This window comes from Synechococcus sp. 60AY4M2, from assembly GCF_002760375.1.
Taxonomy (GTDB): domain Bacteria; phylum Cyanobacteriota; class Cyanobacteriia; order Thermostichales; family Thermostichaceae; genus Thermostichus.
In genome coordinates this window covers 1,092,337-1,109,078 of the sequence record NZ_AUMZ01000001.1, presented here as the reverse complement: position 1 = coordinate 1,109,078, position 16,742 = coordinate 1,092,337, and the positions used below count along the sequence as shown (strand labels likewise).

The 16,742-nt window shown below is 60.9% G+C and carries 17 protein-coding genes; 8 read left to right on the top strand and 9 right to left on the bottom strand.

Features of this window, described 5'->3' with window-relative positions; translation table 11 throughout:
- Nucleotides 1-395 precede the first annotated feature (395 nt).
- The 3 genes from purD to SYN60AY4M2_RS04825 all read right to left on the bottom strand — a co-directional run bounded on the left by purD (nt 396) and on the right by SYN60AY4M2_RS04825 (nt 4,333).
- Nucleotides 396-1,691, bottom strand: coding sequence for a phosphoribosylamine--glycine ligase (purD, locus tag SYN60AY4M2_RS04835; RefSeq protein ID WP_099812403.1), 1,296 nt, complete (start codon nt 1,689-1,691; stop codon nt 396-398).
- Between the two features lie 80 nt (nt 1,692-1,771).
- Nucleotides 1,772-2,977, bottom strand: a complete 1,206-nt coding sequence (locus tag SYN60AY4M2_RS04830) for a glycosyltransferase family 2 protein (protein WP_240527729.1) — start codon at nt 2,975-2,977, stop codon at nt 1,772-1,774.
- Between the two features lie 66 nt (nt 2,978-3,043).
- A complete protein-coding gene (locus tag SYN60AY4M2_RS04825) occupies nt 3,044-4,333 on the bottom strand; it encodes an HD domain-containing protein (RefSeq protein ID WP_011429522.1) in 1,290 nt (429 codons plus the stop codon).
- A 262-nt stretch (nt 4,334-4,595) separates the two neighbouring features.
- Here SYN60AY4M2_RS04825 and SYN60AY4M2_RS04820 point away from each other — a divergent pair, with 262 nt between their 5' ends.
- Nucleotides 4,596-5,513 (top strand): SGNH/GDSL hydrolase family protein, encoded by a 918-nt coding sequence (locus SYN60AY4M2_RS04820; RefSeq protein WP_240527728.1) that lies wholly within the window; start codon nt 4,596-4,598, stop codon nt 5,511-5,513.
- Between the two features lie 17 nt (nt 5,514-5,530).
- Here SYN60AY4M2_RS04820 and SYN60AY4M2_RS04815 read toward each other — a convergent pair whose 3' ends face one another.
- Together SYN60AY4M2_RS04815 and dapA are read right to left on the bottom strand one after the other, a co-directional pair.
- Complete coding sequence (locus SYN60AY4M2_RS04815; protein WP_099812401.1) at nt 5,531-7,381, bottom strand: ribonuclease J; 1,851 nt, start codon at nt 7,379-7,381, stop codon at nt 5,531-5,533.
- Between the two features lie 253 nt (nt 7,382-7,634).
- Nucleotides 7,635-8,591, bottom strand: a complete 957-nt coding sequence (gene dapA, locus SYN60AY4M2_RS04810; protein ID WP_049749712.1) for a 4-hydroxy-tetrahydrodipicolinate synthase — start codon at nt 8,589-8,591, stop codon at nt 7,635-7,637.
- 271 nt (nt 8,592-8,862) lie between these two features.
- On the opposite strand from dapA, the gene SYN60AY4M2_RS04805 reads away from it, so the two are divergent.
- The 3 genes from SYN60AY4M2_RS04805 (at nt 8,863) to SYN60AY4M2_RS14380 (ending at nt 10,607) form a co-directional block, all read left to right on the top strand.
- Nucleotides 8,863-9,489 carry a nitroreductase family protein gene (locus SYN60AY4M2_RS04805; RefSeq protein WP_099812400.1) on the top strand — a complete coding sequence of 209 codons (627 nt, stop codon included), beginning with the start codon at nt 8,863-8,865 and terminating at the stop codon, nt 9,487-9,489.
- Between the two features lie 183 nt (nt 9,490-9,672).
- Entirely contained in the window at nt 9,673-10,176 is a 504-nt protein-coding gene (locus SYN60AY4M2_RS14385; protein WP_240527727.1) for a helix-turn-helix domain-containing protein, read from the top strand.
- Between the two features lie 29 nt (nt 10,177-10,205).
- Nucleotides 10,206-10,607, top strand: coding sequence for a transposase (locus SYN60AY4M2_RS14380; RefSeq protein ID WP_240527726.1), 402 nt, complete (start codon nt 10,206-10,208; stop codon nt 10,605-10,607).
- Between the two features lie 13 nt (nt 10,608-10,620).
- Here the strand turns inward: SYN60AY4M2_RS14380 and trpD are convergent, their stop codons facing one another.
- Genes trpD through purN form a run of 3 tightly spaced genes read right to left on the bottom strand, consistent with a single transcriptional unit; the run spans nt 10,621 to nt 13,165 of the window.
- Nucleotides 10,621-11,652, bottom strand: a complete 1,032-nt coding sequence (gene trpD / locus SYN60AY4M2_RS04795; protein ID WP_011429527.1) for an anthranilate phosphoribosyltransferase — start codon at nt 11,650-11,652, stop codon at nt 10,621-10,623.
- Nucleotides 11,653-11,681: 29 nt separating this feature from the next.
- Nucleotides 11,682-12,476 carry a PIN domain-containing protein gene (locus SYN60AY4M2_RS04790; RefSeq protein WP_099812399.1) on the bottom strand — a complete coding sequence of 265 codons (795 nt, stop codon included), beginning with the start codon at nt 12,474-12,476 and terminating at the stop codon, nt 11,682-11,684.
- A 26-nt stretch (nt 12,477-12,502) separates the two neighbouring features.
- A complete protein-coding gene (gene purN / locus SYN60AY4M2_RS04785; RefSeq protein WP_011429529.1) occupies nt 12,503-13,165 on the bottom strand; it encodes a phosphoribosylglycinamide formyltransferase in 663 nt (220 codons plus the stop codon).
- Between the two features lie 459 nt (nt 13,166-13,624).
- Between purN and SYN60AY4M2_RS04780 the strand changes: the two genes are divergently transcribed.
- The 4 genes from SYN60AY4M2_RS04780 to SYN60AY4M2_RS04765 all read left to right on the top strand — a co-directional run bounded on the left by SYN60AY4M2_RS04780 (nt 13,625) and on the right by SYN60AY4M2_RS04765 (nt 16,244).
- Complete coding sequence (locus tag SYN60AY4M2_RS04780; protein WP_011429530.1) at nt 13,625-14,095, top strand: hypothetical protein; 471 nt, start codon at nt 13,625-13,627, stop codon at nt 14,093-14,095.
- A gap of 16 nt (nt 14,096-14,111) precedes the next feature.
- Nucleotides 14,112-14,690: a leucyl/phenylalanyl-tRNA--protein transferase gene (aat, locus tag SYN60AY4M2_RS04775; protein WP_011429531.1), complete on the top strand. Its 579-nt coding sequence runs from the start codon at nt 14,112-14,114 to the stop codon at nt 14,688-14,690.
- A gap of 91 nt (nt 14,691-14,781) precedes the next feature.
- Nucleotides 14,782-14,964 (top strand): DUF3285 domain-containing protein, encoded by a 183-nt coding sequence (locus SYN60AY4M2_RS04770; protein WP_011429532.1) that lies wholly within the window; start codon nt 14,782-14,784, stop codon nt 14,962-14,964.
- A 146-nt stretch (nt 14,965-15,110) separates the two neighbouring features.
- Complete coding sequence (locus SYN60AY4M2_RS04765) at nt 15,111-16,244, top strand: histidine kinase (protein ID WP_011429533.1); 1,134 nt, start codon at nt 15,111-15,113, stop codon at nt 16,242-16,244.
- Here SYN60AY4M2_RS04765 and SYN60AY4M2_RS04760 read toward each other — a convergent pair.
- Nucleotides 16,210-16,710: a fasciclin domain-containing protein gene (locus tag SYN60AY4M2_RS04760; RefSeq protein ID WP_099812398.1), complete on the bottom strand. Its 501-nt coding sequence runs from the start codon at nt 16,708-16,710 to the stop codon at nt 16,210-16,212. The two genes, SYN60AY4M2_RS04765 and SYN60AY4M2_RS04760, sit on opposite strands and share 35 nt — an antisense overlap.
- Nucleotides 16,711-16,742 lie beyond the last annotated feature (32 nt).

Sequence of the window (16,742 nt, the reverse complement as noted above, 5' to 3'; positions counted from 1 at the left end):
GCTGAATCTATTTGAGAGAGATAGTCTCCTCTGCCATGCGCTGCCACAGGCGACCACCCCCAACCTCTTTTCCACCAGGGGAGAGGAGAGCGAGGAAATCCCTGCCCCAAGGGATCCAGGTCTGCGACTGCAACGGCTCAAGTGAGCTGATGCGGGATCCCTCTCGACAGGGGAGGCTCGGCCTTGGCAATATCCGTGCCTAGTCAAAGCAGAGGGCTATTGTTAAGGAATCTAAAGTAAAGTTGAGCTTTTGATATCACTGTTGCCGTCTTGTTACCGAAAGCGCTATCGTCTAAGCATCAAAGCTTTTTTCAAAGCTGCTTTATGGGCCCTGGAGGAGCGACCCCTCTGGGGCTTCTTCCATCCGGCTGCAGCTGAGAGGGCAAGGGATGGCTTTATGGGGTAGGGATCACTCCTCGGCGGACGGCAGGCCCCAGGGCGTGGCTGCCGATGTCAGAACGATAGTAGGCCTTGGGAAACTGCACTTGCTCCACAGCTGCGTAGGCTTGGCGCAGGGCCTCGGATAGGGTTGCCCCTTGGCCGGTAAGACAGAGAACGCGCCCGCCATCGCTCAGGAGCTGCTTGCCTGCCTGGCGGGTACCCGCATGAAACACCAACGCCCCCGTGGTGGCAGCTGCATCCAAGCCGGAGATGGGGATCCCTCGCTCGTAGGCATCGGGATAGCCTGGGGCTGCCATCACCACGCAGGCGGCATAGCCGGGTTTCCATTTGAGCTGGATTTGGGCCAGCCGTCCTTCTATACAGGCCAGCAGCACCTCGTCCAAAGGGTTTTCCAGCAAGGGCAGGATGACCTGAGCTTCGGGATCCCCAAAGCGGCAGTTGTACTCCAACACGTAGGGATCCCCACTGGGCGTGATCATCAAACCGGCATAGATCACCCCCTGGTAGCGGATGCCCCGCCGTTGCAAAGCCTCCAGGGTGGGATCCAGGATCTGGGTTTGGATGCGGGCCAACCCTTCTGGAGTGACCAGGTGATCCGCAGGGGCATGAGCTCCCATGCCGCCGGTGTTGGGGCCAGTATCGCCCTCGCCAAGGCGCTTGTAGTCCTGGGCAGGTGGCAGCGGCACACAGATCTGGCCATCGGTTAGAGCCAAAACCGACACCTCCTGGCCGGGGATAAACTCCTCGATCAGCACCTGATCGCCCGGCTTGGCCAGGGCTGCTTCCAGGGCTTGCACGGCTTCTTCCCGGTTTTGGGCAACGGTTACCCCCTTGCCGGCAGCCAGTCCGTCTTTTTTGATGACCACTGGGAAACTCTGGGAGTCGAGATAGGCCACAGCGGCAGATAGCTCAGCAAAGCCGGTAGCGCGAGCAGTCGGGATCCCCGCCTCTTGCATCAATTGCTTAGCCCAGAGTTTGCTTCCTTCCAGTTGGGCAGCGGCGCGGCTAGGCCCGAAAATGGGCAACCCTGCTGCCTGGAAGGCGTCCACGATCCCCTGCACCAAGGGCAGCTCTGGCCCTACCACCGTCAGGCGGATCCCTTGTACGGTAGCAAACCGCACCAGGCCTTCAATGTCGGTAGCCGCCAAAGCCACGGATTGACAGCGGGGCATCTGCTGCATGCCGCCGTTGCCGGGGGCACAGTAGACCCGAGTAACCTGGGGAGACTGCAACAGCTTCCAGGCCAGGGCGTGTTCTCGTCCCCCCGATCCGATGACCAGAGCCTGCATAGTGTGTTATTCCACCGTTTCTAAACCCAGCTTGCCTGTCTCCCGAACATCCCCCATTAGACCATGTTCTTGCCCCGTTTCTAGGGTGTTGGCACACTGTGGACGGCGAGAGAACGGCCCCGCCAGGTCCAGTTGCGGCCGGTGGTGGTGCGGATGGCCGAAGCCAAGATGATGGCCGCTGTCGCCCAACCCCCCACTGCCGTTAGCCACCAGTAGCGCAGGGGCAGATGCGCCCAATGCCGGAGCAAGAGCCGGATGGCCAATTGGGCCAGGATCCCTGCCAAGCTGGCCAACAGCACCTCCAGGGATCCCGTAGCCCCAGCCAGGATCACCCCCAACCAGGGCAAGCTGCAGATCCCCAAGACCGTACCCATTGCCAACACCGCCAAGGCCCAGTTGCGCTCCAGGCCCAGGAACCAGTTTTTGGTCCACCCTTCCCAGAGGGCGGCCCCATTGGCGTACATGCGGCTGCGCACCCGCGGCCCCCCCAGGCAGATCTGCAGGCCGAGGCCGGCCGCTTTGATGCGCTGTCCCAGCGCCACATCCTCGATGACCACCTCGGCCACGCCGGCGTGTCCGCCCACTTGCTCGTAGGCGGAGCGGCGAAACAGCATGAACGGCCCGAAGGCAAAGGCCTTGGGACGCTTGGGATCATTCACGGCGGCAAAGTCGTAGCCTGCCGCCAAGATGACCATCATGATGGGCTGCACCAGCCACTCGGCCAGGCAGCCGCACACCAACTGCGGCCCCACGCTTACCAGGCCGCTGCCGCTTGCCAGCAAATGTCCTAAGGCGGCTTCGATGGCTCCACTTTCCAGCCGCACGTCGCAGTCGAGAAAGAGCAGGTAGTCGGGGGGATCAGGCTGGGCGGCTAGGGCGGCAACGGCTTGGGCACAGGCCCAGTTTTTGCCCACCCAGGTCTGGCCTTGGGGGCGGGGATCCCCTTTGAGCAGGTGCAGCCGCGGATCCTGTCGCTTGGCGGCCAGTCCCTGGGCCAGCTCCCAGGTGGCATCGGTGGAGTCGTCGTCCACCAGCCACACTTGCAAGGGGGCGGCGGTGCTGTCCAGGATGCTGCTCAGGCAGCCCACCACGTTCTCCGCTTCGTTGTAGGCGGGCACGATCACCGCCAGCCGCTCCATGGCCGCTGCCACTGCTGCCGCTTGCTCCGGCGAGGGATCCCTCAGCCAGGGGGAGGCCCGCAGCGCCCGCCACAGCCGCAGCGCCACCAACGCAATGGCCAGGGCCGTCGGCGCCAACACCCCCGCCAGGATCTCCGGGATCCCCACGCTTGCTTCCCTCGCTTAGATACGAACGGCTTTGCCCATGCCCTGGCCCTAGGATCTCCCAATCCTCTAAGCAGACAGCGCCCCTTCTACGATATCGCTGTAGGGGCGGGGAAAGATCAGCCAAACCTGGCTTTGCGTTTCCACCAAAGCCCGCACCAGCGGCGAGAGCTGGGCAATTTCTGCGTAGCCGTCTTCGGTTTTGAGCTGGATCCCTTGGTCGTAAAAGCTGTAGCCCTGGACGTGGGCGGAGCGGATTCCCAGATAGCTTTCTGGATCCAAGCCATCTCGCTGCATCTTCTGGCTTAGAGTTGCCACCAGCTCTTGGCGTCGCTCGGCTGGCAAGCGGGTGAGGTTGCGGGCTTTGAACAGATCCCGCTCCAGGTAGCGCCGCGCCAGATCCGCCAAGATGGGATCCTTCCCCACCATAGCCCAAAAGCGGAAAGGGTAGCTGAACATCACATCGTCAGCGGCCAGGTAGAGGGGCAAAGGCAGCTCGAAGGGATCCCCCTTTTGCGCCGCCAGCGCGGCCCAGCACCAGGCGCTCAGGATGGGATCCAACTCGATCTCCCCCTTTTGCAAAAGGATCTGGGCCCGCTTGAAGAGGCGATCCAAAATGAAGCGGGCGCAGAGGCTCTTGGGGTGCTGGTAGACCTGGGTGTACATGAAGTAGCGCACCACCAGGTAATGTTCGATGGCTCCCAGGCCTTTGCGGGCGGGAATGGAGAGGGATCCCGTCTCCGGGTCGTAGTCCAACACCGTGAGGATGCGATCCAGATCCAGGTGGCCGTATTGGGCGCCGGTGAGCAGGCTGTCGCGCATGAGGTAATCAAAACGGTCGCAGTCCAGTTGGCTGGCAATGAGCTGCCCCACCAGCGGCAGGGGGAAGCGTTTCTGCCACACCTGCTCCAGTTGAGCGGGCAGTTGCGGGTCGAACTCCGCCAGAAGAGTCGCCACCTGGGGATCCTCGCGTACAATGCGGGCCGTCCAGACCTCATGGCGGCAGCCAAAAATCTCCTCCCCTGCATGGCTAAAAGGAGGGTGCCCAATGTCGTGCAGCAGGGCGGCAACCAGGGTAACGGCGCGGTAGGGGCGCAGCTCCGGGTAGCGGCGGGCCAACTTGTCGAGCAGCCGCCGCGTAACCTGCAGCACCCCCACCGAGTGGGTAAAGCGGGATCCCTCGGCCCCGTGGAAGGTCAAAAAAGCGGTGTCCAACTGGCGGATGCGGCGCAGGCGTTGGAAGGCCGGTGTGTCGATGAGGCGAATCAGCAGCGCCTCAACCGGATCCCCGCCATCCAGGCTGATGGCGCCGTGCAGGGGATCGTGGTAGGTGCGGGACTTGCAAAAGCGCAGCGCCATACTCCCACCATACTCGCCGATTGGCCGATCTTTGGTTAGCCTGTCTGGGGGGCTTCCCGCCCCGCCCGACCCCTGCCCAGTCTTTCCAAAGCTACCCCCTTGCACCTGCTTTCTTTGCCGACAGATGCAAGCGTCCAGATACCGAAAAAACCGACCTCCAGACCCTCAGACGGCTGGGCTGCTCCTCCTCTCAATCCTAATTTTGCTGCTCGGATCAGGGCTAGCCGCCTGTTCTGCCGCTTCGAAATCCCCTCTGCCTGCTGTGCCCGGCCCACCCGCCCTCACCCGCTACGTTGCCCTGGGAGCCAGCGATGCCGTCGGCTTCAACGCCTCCATCTCCTGCGATGGCCCGGCCAACGCGGCCGGCACCCGTCCGCAGCGCTCAGAACCCCTGGACTGCCCCAATGGAACGGGGTATGTCCCTCGCCTGGCCCGCCTGCTGCCCGGCCCGGTGGAGCTCATCAACTTGGGCCGCTCGGGAGCGGTGCTCAGCCCGGCCATGCAAGCCCTGCGGGAAGGGATCCCGGCCAACCTGCTCCAGGATCAAGTGCCGCGCATCCCTCCCAATGCTGACCTAATCGCCATCTGGGTGGGCGGCAACGACACCAACGCCATTGTTTTTGCCGCCGCCCAACGGGCCCTGCAGGGGGAGGATCCCTTAGCCTTTATTGAACGCCAGATCCAACAATTTGCCGCCGACTACCAAACCCTGCTGCAGGCGGTGCACGCCCGCGCCCCCCAAGCCCGCCTGGCAGTGGCCAACCTGCCCAACTTTGCCCTGATCCCCTTGGGCCAGCAGCAGCCCAGCAGCCTGCGCCGACTGCTGGCTCTGGTCTCCGTCGGCCTCAGCCAACGGGCCATCAACCCCTTGAGCCAGCAAGGGATCCCGGTGGTGGACTTGCTCTGCGATCCCCGCTCCTACCGCCGCGAATCCTTCTTTCCCGGCCCGCTGGCCGACGGCTTCCACCCCAACGACCGGGGCTACGCCGATCTGGCCGAGGCCTTCCTGAGAGCCCTGCAGCAGCCCGTTCCGCCCCAAAACCGCTGCCCGCCCTTTAGCGACGTGGGATCCCTTTCTCCCGAAGCGTTGGCCGCCCTTGGCAAGGCAGAGCTCTCTTCCAGCAGCTTTCCGGCAGCAGAGCTCAACCCCCCCGGCCCAGGGAAGAAGGAGGAGACCTGAGCGCCAGCCACCCGGTCTTACGAAGCCGCCACCGCCGCCGAGGAGCGCCGCCGCCGCCCCAGGGCTATCCGTTCCTGTTCTGTCTTCGTCTCCCCTGTGGGCAGAGCAGTTACAGGTACAGACTCCTCCTCAGGCGATTGCACAAAAACCAGCACCGTCGGCTTGCCGGGCAACTGTTCCCGCACAAAGCGGCGCACCACCCGCTCCACTTCTGCCTTGAGGCCGGCCCAGTCAATATCCAGCCTGCCCCGCCCCAGCGAGCGGGCAAAGCGCGGCCAAGCTTGCTTGAGGGTGTCCTCCAGCAGGGGTTTCAGGTCGGATCCCTTGAGAGAGGTGCCCTCGCCTGCTAGGCCCAAGCTTTGCACCTGCGGCGTGCAGAGCAACTGGCCCCTGCCATCCAAGCTGATCACCACCGTCAGCATGCCATCTTTGGCCATCTGCTGGCGCTCTTGCAGCATCTCGTCCATCACCACCCCATCGTGGGAAGCGGCGATCATCTGCAGGCCAGAAGGCACTTTGTCTACAATGGCAATGCGCTCCTGGTTCACCTCCACCACATCGCCGTTGCCGATGATCACGATGTTTTCCCGCGGGATCCCCATGCTCATCGCCGTTTCGGCGTGCTTGACGAGCATGCGGTACTCCCCGTGGGTAGGAACAAAGAACTTGGGGCGCGTGAGGGCGATCATCAGCTTTTGGTCTTCCTGACAGCCGTGGCCGGAGACGTGTAGCCCCTTGTCCTTGCCGTAGATGACATCGGCTCCCAGCTCCATCAGCTTGTCGATGACCCGCGTTACTGCGAGCGTGTTGCCGGGAATGGGGTTGGCCGACCAAATCACCGTGTCTCCTGGCTTGATCTGCAACTGCGGATGCTCGCCGTTGGCAATGCGGGTCAGAGCAGCCAGCGGCTCGCCTTGGGATCCCGTGGTGAGGATGATCACTTTGTCGTCCGGCAGGCTGTTGATGACATGCATCGGCTGCAGCGTCTCGTCCTTGCAGCGGATGTAGCCCAGGCGCCGCGCGTGAGCCACCACGTTCAACATCGAGCGCCCCAGCAAAGACACCACCCGGCCCTGCTGCTCAGCAATCTGCAACACCAAGTTGAGGCGATGTACCGAAGAAGCGAAGGTAGTGATGATCACCCGTCCCTTGGCTCCCGCAATCGCCTTGGTAAGGCCTGGCACTACCGAGGCTTCGGAAGGAGTAAACCCGGGCACCTCGGCGTTGGTGGAGTCGCTAATCAGACACAGCACCCCCTTTTCCCCGTGCTCGGCCAGCCGCTGCAGGTCGAAGCGCTCCCCATCCACCGGTGTGTGGTCGATCTTGAAGTCGCCCGTCTGGATGACAACACCCACCGGCGTGTGCAGAGCCACCGTGAAGCTGTCGGGAAAAGAGTGGGTATTGCGGATGAATTCGGCAAAAAAGTTCTTGCTCAGGGGCACGATATCTCGCGGCCCGACCGGGCGCAATTCTGTGCGGTTCAACAGCCCCACCTCGCGCAGCTTGTCCTCCAGCAGCGCCAGCGCCAAACGCGGGCCATAGATAACCGGAATGTCGAATTCTCGTAGGTGATACGGGATCCCGCCAATGTGATCCTCGTGGCCGTGGGTAACTACCATCCCCCGCACCTTGTCCCGGTTTTGCTTGATGTAGGTCATGTCCGGCAGCACGATGTTGATGCCGTGCATGCTCTCATCGGGAAAAGCCAAACCGGCATCCAGCAGGATGATGTCATCCTCGTAGCGGAAGGCCCAGGTGTTTTTGCCGATCTCCCGCTCGCCTCCTAGCGGGATCATCTGCAGAGAGGAAGTGGGCTTAGCTGCCGAAGCCGCAGGACGGGAAGCGATCGAAGTACGTGGTGTTGGCATACTAGCTTTAGATCCTCAACAGTGACAGTCAAACAACAGACGAAAACTGGTATAGACAAATCCCAGCAAACTTACCCGCAAGGTCATAGGTAAAAGGCGGATTCCGCTGTTGCAATTTACCTCTTTCCCAGTTGGGAAAAAGCAAAAATTAGAAGGAAAACTGTCTTAATCACAGCTCAAACGCCACAGAAGACCCCCTAACCCTTAAAAAACTCTCGTCATGGTAAAGGTAAAACCTAAGAAAATAATCGAATCATGAAGCCTTCGCCGTCCTTCGTTCGGATCCCTGCGCTTCAGCCAGGAGGCCCATTTCTTGCAGCACTTGCCGTAAAACCTGTAAAGAACCGCCCTGGAGAGGCACCAGCGGAGGGCGCACCTGCCCCACTAGCCAACCCTGCATCTCTAGCGCTGCTTTGATCGGAACAGGGTTGGTCTCAATAAACAAAGCCTTAAACAGCGGAAACAGACGCAAATGATAAGTCAAGGCTTGGTCGTGTTGTCCCCTGCTGTAGCTTTGAATCAATTCCTGCAGTTGCGGCCCAACTAAGTGGCTAGCTACACTGACCACACCGCTGCCTCCCAAAGATAGGATCGGCAATGTCAGAGAGTCATCTCCTGAGTAGATGCCGAAATGTGAGGGAGTGAGCCGCCGAATTTCCGAGACTGCGTCCATTATACCACTAGCTTCCTTGATGGCGACAATCGTTTCCAACTCCGCCAATTTCGCCACAGTTTCCGGCTGCAGGCTCACCCCCGTCCGACCAGGAATGTTGTAGAGCATGATGGGCAGGTCGCTGGCTTGGGCGATCGCCTTAAAGTGCTGATAGAGGCCAGCTTGGGTGGGTTTGTTGTAGTAGGGCACCACCTGTAAAGAGCCATCCAAGCCCAATTGGGCAGCTTTTTTGGTGGCTTCAATGGCTTCGCGGGTGGAGTTGGATCCCGTCCCGGCGATAACTTTAGCCCGACCGGCCACCGCATCTCGCACCACGCGGAACAGTTCGTACTCCTCTTGCCAGGTTAGGGTGGGAGACTCGCCGGTGGTGCCACAGACCACGAGACCATCGCTGCCATGGGTTACCAAGTAATCGGCCAAACGAGCGGCTTCTTCGTAGTTAAGCTCCCCCTCAGGTGTAAAGGGAGTCACCATTGCCGTCAGCACGCGACCGAAATTCACAGGTTGCCTCTCCCCATCAACCACACCGCTCGCCATCGCCGGTCTGTGACCCCGCAAAATCCAATGCTGCGGGCTAGAGCCTTGATTATCCCCTTATCATAGCTGCCTTTGGGCCAGGGATCCCGTTTGGCCGAGGGGGCTGCTTGCCAAGGCCCGGCTCACCGGTTGCTTCAGACCGGCTAAAAAGGAGATAACCTAGAGAGGGCAGACCGTTTGAACCCAGAATGTACGGCTGCTCACCAACTCTGCCTCCAGTCGTGGGGTCAGCAGCCTTCTTGCTTTCGACCTTTGAGCTTCGAGGATTGCGATGGACGCCCTAGCCGCCCTAAAAGCGCGCATCTCCGCCGACAAGTTCGATCCCAGCCGCTCTTTATCGGAGATGGAGATCCAAGAGCTGGTTGCCTATGCTACGGAAGCCCCCTCTTCCTTCAACATCCAGCATTGGCGGTTTGTTGCCGTCGCCGATCCTGCAGATAAAGAGCGCCTCAAGGCCCTGGCCTACAACCAGCAGAAGGTGGCGGATGCGGCGGTGGTGTTTATCATCTTGGGGGATCTGAAGGGCTATGAGAAGCTGCCTGAGATCGCCCAAAGGGCCGTTGCCGCCGGGATCCTCCCTCCTGAGCGGGCGGAAAGTTGGGTAAGCATGGCCCAAGCCACCTACGCCAACAACCCCACCTTGGCGCGGGACGAGGCGATTCGCTCCGGGGCGCTGGCGGCCATGGCACTGATGATCGCGGCGCAGGCGAAGGGTTTGGTGAGCGGGCCGATGATCGGCTTTGACCCTGAAGGGGTCAAGCGAGAGTTTGGGATTGCCGATCGCTACGTGCCGGTGATGCTGCTGGCGGTGGGCTACCCTGCGCCCGGCAACTTGCCGCGCAAGCCTCGCTTGGGGGTGGATGAAGTTCTGGCCTTTGGGCGAGGGCGGGAGTTTTAGCTAATCCGCCGTTCGCGCTAGCGGGACGTAGTCCTGGAAGCCCCGCTCTGTACCCCCCTATATCCCAGCCCCCCAGTCCCCCCGTATACGGGGGGATATAGGGGGGCGGAGGGATGTAGGGGGGCGGGCCGGCCAGAGTCAGGATGAGAGGCGGGAGCGTTCAACAGGTACAATGCATTCATCATGAGAACCGCTTACCAGTACCGCTTGCGCCCTACTGCTAGCCAAGTCGCCCTGATGGGTGAGTGGCTGGAGCTGCTGCGTAGGCAGTACAACTATCGCCTGGCAGAACGGTTCAACGGGTGGGAGCAGAATCGCTGCAACAGCCACGCTTGCCCGTTGACAGTCTGCCATCTGCCTGTGTTGAAAGACAAGCCCACCTTCGACTCACAGAAGCGAGACTTGGTAAACACAAAGGCTCTCTTCCCCGAATACCAAGCGATTCATTCCCAGGTGCTCCAAGACTGCCTACAGCGGGTACAAAGGGCCTTTGACCGATGGCTAAAAGGTGACCGTAACGGCAAGCGGGCAGGCAGGCCTAGGTTTAAGGGAGTAGGGCGGTATCGCTCCTTCACCTTCCCTCAGATGAAGCAGGACTGCATTCGAGGGCAGTTTATCCATCTGCCCAAGGTTGGGCCGGTCAAGCTGGTCCAACACCGCCCTTTGCCCGACGGTTTTACAAAGTAGCCAACCAGCGCAAAGATTTTCACTACAAGATGGCAAAGAAGTTGTTAAGTAAGGGGAAGCACATTGCTCATGAGGCGCTTACTATTAGGGGTCTGGCTAGAAGCAGACTAGCCAAATCTGTTGATGATGCTGGGTGGGGTGAGTTCCTGCAAATTTTGGCAGCCAAGGCTGAAAGAGCTGGGCTGTTGACGATTGCAGGGGATCCCCGCGGCAGCAGTCAAGAGTGCTCGGGGTGTGGTCGAGATGTGCCCAAAAAGCTGCATGAGCGGTGGCACGATTGTCCGCACTGTGGGTTGAGGATTGGCAGGGATCACAACTCGGCGAGAGTCATCAAATCTAGAGCGGTGGGGCGTCCCGTTCTTCAAGCTCAGGAAATGTCCTGCTATTGGGCAGGAGTCACTGGGAAGCCCGCACTCTATGCGTCAGCATGAGTGCGGGAGTACGTCACGAAGCCAGAAAATTGACCAGCTTTTGCAGGCGATCCCAGGCAGCGCCGCTGGCAAGGATCTCCCGCGCTTGGGCAATTCCGGATCCCCAATCGGGAACGGCTCCGGCCACCTGCAGGGCCAAAGCGGCATTGAGGGCCACCACATCCCGCTGGGCAGGCGCTCCGGATCCTTGGAGAACTTGGGCGAGGATGGCGGCATTTTCCGCCAAGTTCCCCCCCTGGAGGGCCTGGACAGGTGCGGGCGTAAGATCGTAATCTCGCGGGTTCAAAACTTCTGTTCGTACCAGCCCACCGGAAAGGATGCCCAGATCGGTGGGCTGATCCAACCCGGCCTCGTCCAGACCTTCGCGGCTGTGCAACACCACGGCCCTTTCCCGCCCCAACAGACGCAAGGCCTCGGCCATCACCGGCACCAGCTCCGGGGCATAAACCCCGATCACCTGGCGGTTGGGATAGAGGGGATTGACCAGGGGCCCCAAGAGATTAAAGACAGTGCGAACTTTAAGGGCGCGGCGGTAGGGGATCACCGCCCGCATGGCCGGGTGCCAGTGGGGGGCAAAGAGAAAGGTGATGCCCACTTCCGCCACCGCCGCCCGCACTTGCTCTGGCTCAGCGCTCAGGTTCACCCCCAACGCCTCCAGCACGTCCGCCGAGCCAACCTTGCCAGAAGCAGAGCGGTTGCCGTGCTTCACGACTGGGATCCCGGCAGCGCTGACCACGAAGGCCACAGCAGTGGAAATGTTAAACGTGCCGGCCCCATCTCCCCCGGTGCCGCAAGTATCCACCAACAGGGGCAGATCCAGGGGGGATCCCAGGGAAGCTCGCTGCAGCACCCGCGCCATGCCGGCCAGTTCACTGGCGCTGACCCCCTTGGCTTGCAGGGCCGCCAAAATCGCTCCCGACACCACATCCGGCACTTGGTTGTGCAGCCAGCCGTTCATCAACTGTTCGGCTTGGGCTTCGCTCAGAGATTGCCGCTCCAGCAACTGTCCCAAAAGCTGGGGCCAAAGGTCAGCCGTTTCCGTCATGGGGCGGGATCCGGGTTTTCAGCAAGCCCTCATCCTAGCATAGGTCTGCGGGGGCTCTTTCGGCCAAAGCGGCTAGAGATCGCGCAGCCAAGGGTCCGAGACAGGGGCAGCCGCCGCCAGATCCCTTCGCTCCCCGTGGGATCCAACAAACGCCAGGCCAGCAACCCTGCTGCCGAGAAGAAAGCCAAAGCCAGCAGCAGCGCCAGGGAGTTTTGCACGCTTTTCCAGGCGAATCCAACCTGAGATCTCCGTTGAACAGGTCGGGAGCCCTTTTGAGCGGGGGAGGGTGGTTTTGCAGAAGTTGGGGAGGGGGGCAACGGAGCAGCGGGAATGGGAGGCCCTGGCAGCCGCTTCCAAGCCATAGCCACAGCCTGGGGGCGCTGGCGCATCCACCGGTTGAGCTCGGCCAGAGAGATGGCACAGAGGTTGGCAAGGCCCAGCCCCTGCACTCGCTCGACCAAGGGTCGGTCGTTGCTCACCACCACCACCAGGGATCCCGGCTGCTGTTGGGCCAGGGCATAGGCACACTCGGCAATGGCCTGCTCTAGGCGGACTCGCAGCGACTGCTCGCCGGCGTTGACTTCACCCACCAGGGCGCGGGCTTCTGAGACGGCAAATCCCAAACGGGGCCAGTGGCGCAAGAAGGCGCGCGCTGTCGATTCTTCTTGGGGGTCGATGGCCTGTCGGGTTAGGCGTTCTAGCTCCGCCATCACCGCCTGGGGCAGCACACACACCCCAAAACGGGCCCATTCCTGCCACAGAGCCGGGCGACCGGCCAGGATCGCAGAGCTGTCGAAAACGAGCAACGGCGAGATTTCGGCCATAGGGGGCGCCAGCGGCGGGCTCACCCTCAATTGTGCAGCTTCTCCGAGAACTTGGGGAGGCGGGATCCCTCGGCCAAACAGAGGCGGATGGCCAGCGGGTAGAGGCGGTGTTCCTGGGCCTGGATGCGCCGGTAAAGGGATTCCACCGTATCTTCCGGCAAAACCGGTACGGCTGCTTGCGCCACAATGGGGCCGCTATCCATTTCCAACGTGACCCGGTGGACGGTGCAGCCGGTGATTTTCACGCCGTACTCCAGCGCCTGCTCCACCGCCCGCAGGCCCTTGAAGCTGGGCAAGAGGCTGGGGTGGAGGTTTAAAACCCGCTCCGGATAGGCAGACAGCAACACTTGGGTCACCAAACGCATCCAGCCGGCCATGATCACCCACTCCACCTGATACTCCTGGAGCACTTGCAAGATGGCCGCGTCCAGCGCCTCCCGGCTGGCATAGTGCCGATGGTTGAGCAGAATACAAGGGATCCCTCTTCGCCGCGCCCGCTGCCGCACGTAGGCGTCTGGATTGTTGGTGATCACGACGGCAATTTGCGCCCGTAGCTCGCCAGCATCGATGGCTTGGGCGATGGCCTCGAAGTTGCTGCCGTTGCCGGAAGCCAAGATGCCCAGGATCCCCGGCTGGGGAGGAGCCGGGATCTCGCCGGGGTCTGGCCAGAGGAGGTTAGGCAAGTCCATACGAAAAACTCGAGGGAGAGTCCGCAGCCCCGCTATTTTAGACCCAGCCGGATTTGGCTGCGACCTGCTCTTGTCGGAGAGAGAGTCCAAAAACTAGGCTGCCACTGATGCTATCCAGCCTGTCCAGCACCGCTCAAACCCTGGGCAAGGAGCTGAAAGCGCTGAACTGAATTGTGCAAAAGCACGAGGTGCTGATCGCAGAAACTGATGCTGGCTCCCCGAGGAGCTCTGGCTCGCTTTGACAGGCGCAGCGGTGCTATCGAGCTCCGCCCGGCTTAGCTGCAGGAGGAAACGGGAGAGATACGCCAAGAAATGCTGCGGATGTGGCAAGGGATCTGCAATTGGTGGCGGGATTTTCTGGAGTTTCTGCAAAGATAGGCCAAGCCAATTCCAGGAACTGGGCCTGGATCTTTCGCGGGCTGGTCTAAATTGGGAAAGCATTGACCTTGGTGTGAGAGCATGGCTCCCTTGAGAAAGCGACAGCGGCGATTTTGGCTTTTTGGCCTGATCGTCCTTCTGGTCGGATTGATGGGATCCCTGACGCAAGCGCAGCAAAGCCTCACCCAGGCCCAGTTGGAGCAGGCCCAATACGTGCGCAGTTGCGGCACTTGCCATGTGGCGCTGCCCGCTCAGGTGTTGCCCACCGAAACCTGGCGACGGCTGCTACAGGATCCCAACCACTACGGCCAGCAGATCCAGCCCCTGACCGGCGTGGCTTTACAACTGGCTTGGGGCTATTTGCGGCCTAATTCCCGTCCCCTGCGCCAAGGGGAACCGGTGCCCTATCGCCTGGCCGAGTCTCGCTACTTCCGCGCTTTGCACCCGCAAGTAGACTTTCCCAACCCAGTGCGGGTGAGCGGCTGTGTGGATTGTCACCCCAAGGTCGATGCGGGAGACTTTGCCAGCCTCTCGCCGGAATGGCAATCTTGAGAGGCGCAGAGACAGCATGCAGGTAGATATAGGCGCTATTCTGACCGGATATGCCCAGGGCTACTTCCTCATGGCGGACGAAGAAACCGGATCCCTGGCCTGGTATGGCACCGAGCAGCACGCGCTGATCCCTTTGGACGAGCGGTTTCACTGTCCCCGTTCGCTGCGGCCTTTGGTGCGCGGCAGTTGCTTTCAGGTGCGGATCAACGGCGCTTTTGAGCAAGTGGTGGAGGGCTGTGCCGCTCGCCCCCAAACTTGGATTAGCTCGGAATTAAAGCAGATCTACCTTGCCCTGCACCAAGCGGGGTTTGCCCACAGCTTTGAAACCTGGCAGGGAGACACCCTAGCAGGCGGGATCCTGGGCATTGCTTTGGGGGCGGCCTTTATCGGCGAATCGATGTTTTACCGCATTCCCAACGCTTCGAAGGTGGCGCTGGTCAAGCTGGTGGAACACCTGCGGGAGCGGGGCTTTCGCCTTTTTGACGCCCAGTTGATGAACCCGCACCTGGCTCGCTTTGGGGCTTTTCTCATGGACGGACGGGATTACCAGGAGCTGTTGCAGCAGTGCCTGCGGATCCCTTGCCGGTTTGACTGAGCCAGCGCCCTGGGGGGCAGGGGGTATTTATCAAGAGGGGTGGATTGGGCTAGGTTAAAGGTAGTGTTCAGCTTTTGTTCCGGCCATCCCGATGTCGCAGCCCTCTCCTGTCAGCTCCACCCCTGTTGAGAAGGGATCCTCGCCTCAGGTGAGCTATACCCGCCTGGCCATGCGCAACATGGTGCGTAAAGGCAAAACCTCCCTCCTGCACTTCACTCTGACAACAGCGGGGTTGCTGGCAGTGTTGGTAGGGCTGGCGTATCTGTTTCACTGAGTTTCACTGCCTTTGATGTTCCCTCCTAAACTTTTCCCAAAGTTAAGTGTTAGGAAGGTAAAGGACGGGCAGCGAGGGAGCCGGGTTTCGTTGGCGGCAACCTCTGCTGCTGCAGACCTCATCTTTGGCCCTTGGGACTTTTGCCTATGCAAACTTCGCTAGATCGCACCTCCACCCGTTCTGGCATTCGCCTGCTGTTGTTTGCTCAGGGTCGAGCCAATATCGAGGAACTGGCGGAGCAATTGCGTCGGCACATCCAGGGGCTGCCGGGCCAGCATCCTGCCCATCTGAAGGTGGTACCGCTGGAGGAGCACCCCTACCTAGCAGAGCACTACAAGTTGGTGGTGACGCCAGCCTTGGTGAAAGCAGAACCCCTGCCGGCTCAGGTCTTGGCGGGCGAAGATCTGGCGACGCAGTTGGAAGTGTGGTGGCCCCGCTGGCAGGGTCAGGCGGCTTTGGTTTCCTACCAGGAAGAGGCGGGTCAAGATCCTGCTCCTCCCCCGACCACCGAGGCGTTGTTGCAAATGTCGGAAGAGGTGTTTTCGCTGCGCCAGGAGCGCGCCCAACTGCGGGAGCAGTTGGACTTCAAAGACCGCGTTCTGGCCATGCTGGTGCACGATTTGCGCAGCCCCCTGACGGCTACAGCCCTGGCGGTCGAAACCCTACAGCAAGGGCGAGAAGGATCCCTGGACAAGGCGGTGGAGCGGCAGTTGTTCGAGCATGCCCGCCAGCAATTGCGCAAGATGGACAGCATGATCACCGATATTCTCGAGTCGGCCCGTGGCAGTGCCTCGGAGCTGCGGATTCGAGCCGTGGAAACTCAGTTGGCCAGCCTATGCCAGCCAGTGATCGAGGAGCTACTGCCTCGCATCCAAGCCAAGCAATTGCAGTTTCAAGCCGATATTCCGGTGGATCTGCCCACAGTTCACGTGGATCCCGACAAGATCCGCCAGGTTATTTTCAACCTGTTGGACAATGCCATCAAGTACACTCCCGCCGGGGGATCCATCCGCCTCAACATCCTCCACCGCACCAGCCAAAAGGTACAGGTGACCGTCAGCGACACCGGCCCTGGGATCCCGGAAGCCGAGCAAGAGAACATCTTCTCCGATGCGGTGCGCCTATCCCGCGACCAACAGCAGGAAGGCTATGGCATTGGCCTTTCCCTTTGCCGTCGCATCGTGCGCGCCCACTATGGCCAGATTTGGGTGGAATCGATCCTGGGCAAGGGCAGCAGTTTTCATTTCACCTTGCCGGTGTATCGACTCTGCGGTCGCTAGCCAAGCTTTGGCCCTCGCTTTTCCCTGTTTCTCCCGAGAGCATGATCGGCCAGAACCAGTGGGGGCGCATCAGGATCACGGTGTCGATGACGTGAATGATGCCGTTGTCCGCCTCGATATCCGCCTGGATAACGGTGGCATTGTTCACCTCAAACACGTCCCCCTCGATAAACAAATCGATGGGGGATCCCTCTACCGAGCCTACACGTTGGTACTTGGCCAAATCCGCCTTTTTCAGGCGACCGGGCACCACGTGGTAACACAAAATGCGAGTCAATTGGGGGATGTTTTGCACTAGGGTGGTGATGGTGCCGGGGGGCAACTTGGCAAAAGCCGCATCGGTGGGCGCAAAAACAGTGAAAGGGCCAGGGCCTTTCAAAGTATCCACCAAGTTTGCCGCCTTCACGGCTGTAACCAAGGTGGAAAAACCCTCAGCAGAAACTGCAATATCGACAATATCAGGCATGGCCAAGATCCTTGTTTTGCTGAAGTGGGAAT

Excerpts from the sequence above, each read along its gene's own strand:
- trpD (WP_011429527.1), bottom strand. The coding sequence starts at position 11,652 with ATGACGGAAACGGCTGACCTTTGGCCCCAGCTTTTGGGACAGTTGCTG.
- SYN60AY4M2_RS14380 (WP_240527726.1), top strand. The coding sequence starts at position 10,206 with ATGGCAAAGAAGTTGTTAAGTAAGGGGAAGCACATTGCTCATGAGGCG.
- SYN60AY4M2_RS04790 (WP_099812399.1), bottom strand. The coding sequence starts at position 12,476 with ATGGCCGAAATCTCGCCGTTGCTCGTTTTCGACAGCTCTGCGATCCTG.
- SYN60AY4M2_RS04770 (WP_011429532.1), top strand. The coding sequence starts at position 14,782 with ATGTCGCAGCCCTCTCCTGTCAGCTCCACCCCTGTTGAGAAGGGATCC.
- SYN60AY4M2_RS04760 (WP_099812398.1), bottom strand. The coding sequence starts at position 16,710 with ATGCCTGATATTGTCGATATTGCAGTTTCTGCTGAGGGTTTTTCCACC.
- purN (WP_011429529.1), bottom strand. The coding sequence starts at position 13,165 with ATGGACTTGCCTAACCTCCTCTGGCCAGACCCCGGCGAGATCCCGGCT.
- aat (WP_011429531.1), top strand. The coding sequence starts at position 14,112 with ATGCAGGTAGATATAGGCGCTATTCTGACCGGATATGCCCAGGGCTAC.
- purD (WP_099812403.1), bottom strand. The coding sequence starts at position 1,691 with ATGCAGGCTCTGGTCATCGGATCGGGGGGACGAGAACACGCCCTGGCC.
- SYN60AY4M2_RS04780 (WP_011429530.1), top strand. The coding sequence starts at position 13,625 with ATGGCTCCCTTGAGAAAGCGACAGCGGCGATTTTGGCTTTTTGGCCTG.
- SYN60AY4M2_RS14385 (WP_240527727.1), top strand. The coding sequence starts at position 9,673 with ATGAGAACCGCTTACCAGTACCGCTTGCGCCCTACTGCTAGCCAAGTC.
- dapA (WP_049749712.1), bottom strand. The coding sequence starts at position 8,591 with ATGGCGAGCGGTGTGGTTGATGGGGAGAGGCAACCTGTGAATTTCGGT.
- SYN60AY4M2_RS04765 (WP_011429533.1), top strand. The coding sequence starts at position 15,111 with ATGCAAACTTCGCTAGATCGCACCTCCACCCGTTCTGGCATTCGCCTG.
- SYN60AY4M2_RS04805 (WP_099812400.1), top strand. The coding sequence starts at position 8,863 with ATGGACGCCCTAGCCGCCCTAAAAGCGCGCATCTCCGCCGACAAGTTC.
- SYN60AY4M2_RS04815 (WP_099812401.1), bottom strand. The coding sequence starts at position 7,381 with ATGCCAACACCACGTACTTCGATCGCTTCCCGTCCTGCGGCTTCGGCA.
- SYN60AY4M2_RS04825 (WP_011429522.1), bottom strand. The coding sequence starts at position 4,333 with ATGGCGCTGCGCTTTTGCAAGTCCCGCACCTACCACGATCCCCTGCAC.